Genomic DNA, 2,984 nt, shown 5'->3' with positions numbered 1-2,984 from the left:
AAGAGCAAGAGAAAAAGAAAGAAAAGGTAACAGATGCAACTCTATCAAAGATCATCCCTTAATCTAGAGAGCTCTTTCTATAAATTCACGCTCGATAAATGTATTCTACTAATTATTATGACAAAGACGCGACATACTATTGTGACATATCATAAAATATGATACATTTAGAGTAATGTAGGTTGGTTTTTATGGAGGTGTTTGATATGATACACACAGTTTTGATTACTTTATTGATTATCGTTGCGATTGCATTAATCGTGGTTGTACTTCTTCAAAATGGAAAGAGTGCTGGACTATCTGGAGCAATTTCTGGTGGGGCAGAGCAGTTATTTGGTAAGCAAAAAGCACGTGGTTTAGAATTAATCCTTCACAATGCGACAATCGTTTTAGCAATCCTGTTCTTTGTTTTAACGATTGCAGTTAGTTATTTTGATCTATAATAACGAAGTTCGGTATAGATAAAAAAACCTGGCCAAGAAAGGTCAGGTTTTTTTTCGGAAAACAAGTTGATACATAAATAAGTATTGATTAAAAAGAAGGAATGACCACTAATAAAGGATAATCATATTACTGGATTCTTCCATTTCATTTTTACTACAATAGAAGGATAGTTCTTTTTTTAAACAAACACTGTAATTTTAATTATATATAAGGGCGAAGGAGAAAATAATAAGATAAAGGAGCGTTATCTAATGAAAATAGTAGAACAGAAACCGTTAACCTTTAAAGGAGATAATAATCGTGCAGTGCTTTTATTACATGGCTTTACAGGGAATACATCTGATGTACGATTACTAGGTAGATATTTAAATACAAAAGGGTATACATGCTATGTTCCTTTATATAAAGGTCATGGTGTGCCGCCAGAGGAATTAGTGGAATATGGACCGAAAGATTGGTGGAAGGATGTGTCAGACGCCTATCAGCATTTAAAGGATATGGGATATGAAGAAATTGCTGTAGGCGGACTATCCTTAGGAGGGGTATTTTCCCTTAAATTAGGTTACACTGTACCTGTAAAGGGTATCGTAACTATGTGTGCTCCCATGTATATTAAGAGTGAAGAAGTAATGTATGAAGGAGTACTCGAATACGCCCGCAGTTATAAGCAACGTGAGAAGAAATCAGAAGAAGTAATTGAGCAGGAAATGGCTCAATTTAAACCAATGCATACATTGAAGGAATTACAAAATCTTATAAAAGAAGTAAGTGAATCTATTGATCTTATTTATTCACCCGTTTTTGTCATTCAAGCACGACATGATCAAATGATTGATACAAATAGTGCTAATATTATTTATGAAGAAGTGGAATCGATTCAAAAAGATATAAAATGGTATGAAAACTCTGGGCATGTTATTACACATGATAAAGAAAAGGAACAGGTTTTTGAAGATTTCTATCAGTTTTTAGAGAAATTAGATTGGAAAGAATGAGAAGTAAAGGAGGTTTTTTGTTTGGAAGATATGATAAAGGAAAATGTGGAGAAGTTATTGACCTATATGAAGGACGAAGCCTATAAACCATTAACGGTACAAGAATTAGAAGAGGCTTTCGGAATAGAGGATTCTTCTCACTTTAAAGACTTTGTAAAGGCACTTGTTCAGATGGAGGAGAAGGGACTAGTTGTTCGTACGAGAAGCAATCGTTATGGATTACCGGAAAAAATGAACCTTATTCGCGGTAAACTAGCAGGTCATGCAAAAGGGTTTGCATTTGTTATTCCAGAAGAACAAGGCATGGATGATATCTTTATTCCACCAAATGAAGTAAAAACTGCGTTAAATGGAGATATTGTTTTAGCGCGTGTAACGTCAGAAAGCTCTGGTCAAAGAAGAGAAGGTACAATCGTCCGAATTATTGAAAGAGGCGTACAACAAATAGTTGGTACATATTCTGAAAGCAAGCATTTTGGTTTTGTAATACCAGATGATAAGAAAATCGCAACAGATATTTTTATTCCAAAAGGTAGCACAAAAGGAGCTATTGAAGGGCATAAAGTAGTTGTTAAATTAACTTCCTATCCAGAAGGCAGAAAGAATGCAGAAGGGGAAGTTATCAAAATACTTGGCCATAAAAATGACCCAGGTGTTGATATTTTATCGGTAATACATAAGCATGGATTACCACTAGCATTTCCTGATAATGTACTAGATCAAGCGAATAGCGCTCCAGATACCATTGATGAAAAAGAAATTGCAAACAGACGTGATTTACGTAATGAAACAATTGTTACCATTGATGGTGCAGACGCAAAAGACTTGGATGATGCGGTTACTGTTACTATTTTAGAAAACGGTCATTATAAGCTAGGGGTTCATATTGCCGATGTTACTTACTATGTAACAGAAAATTCTCCTATTGATGTAGAAGCAGAGGAGAGAGGAACGAGTGTTTATTTAGTAGACCGAGTGATTCCAATGATTCCACATCGTTTATCGAATGGAATATGTTCCTTAAATCCAAAAGTAGATCGATTAACCCTTTCCTGTGAGATGGAAATCTCGCCAGAGGGTGAAGTAGTTAAGCATGAAATTTTCCAAAGTGTCATTAAGACAACAGAGCGCATGACTTATGCAGATGTGAATTCGATTTTACACGAAAAAGATGAAGTGCTGAGAGCTAAATATGAAGGGCTTGTGCCAATGTTTGAGCGTATGGAAGAACTTGCAGCAATCCTTCGTAAAAAACGTATGACACGCGGTGCAATTGACTTTGATTTTAAAGAATCAAAGGTACTTGTAGATGAGGATGGAAAGCCACAGGATGTTATTTTACGAGAACGTTCTGTTGCAGAAAGACTAATCGAAGAGTTTATGCTCGTTGCCAATGAAACAGTTGCTGAACATTTTCATTGGATGCAGGTTCCGTTTATTTATCGTATTCACGAAGATCCAAAAGAAGAAAAACTACGAAGATTCTTCGAGTTTATTACAAACTTTGGCTATATTGTGAAGGGGACAGCAAATTCTGTACATCCT

3 protein-coding genes are annotated in these 2,984 nt (G+C 35.4%); all 3 read left to right on the top strand.

The features are described from left to right. The first annotated feature begins 209 nt into the window (after nucleotides 1–209). A complete protein-coding gene (gene secG, locus RTL21_RS01620) occupies nucleotides 210–443 on the top strand; it encodes a preprotein translocase subunit SecG (RefSeq protein WP_031540682.1) in 234 nt (77 codons plus the stop codon). A 252-nt stretch (nucleotides 444–695) separates the two neighbouring features. Then, entirely contained in the window at nucleotides 696–1,439 is a 744-nt protein-coding gene (locus RTL21_RS01615) for an alpha/beta hydrolase (RefSeq protein WP_312092657.1), read from the top strand. A 30-nt stretch (nucleotides 1,440–1,469) separates the two neighbouring features. Continuing rightward, a partial coding sequence (gene rnr / locus RTL21_RS01610) for a ribonuclease R (protein WP_396954409.1) occupies nucleotides 1,470–2,984 on the top strand: 1,515 nt, incomplete at its 3' end.

The organism is Niallia sp. (assembly GCF_031978665.1).
GTDB lineage: Bacteria > Bacillota > Bacilli > Bacillales > Cytobacillaceae > Niallia.
The sequence above is the reverse complement of the archived record's forward strand: the minus strand, read 5'-3'. Positions and strand labels throughout refer to the sequence as shown.

Coding starts and splice junctions, on each gene's coding strand:
- RTL21_RS01615 (WP_312092657.1), top strand. CDS start 696: ATGAAAATAGTAGAACAGAAACCGTTAACCTTTAAAGGAGATAATAAT.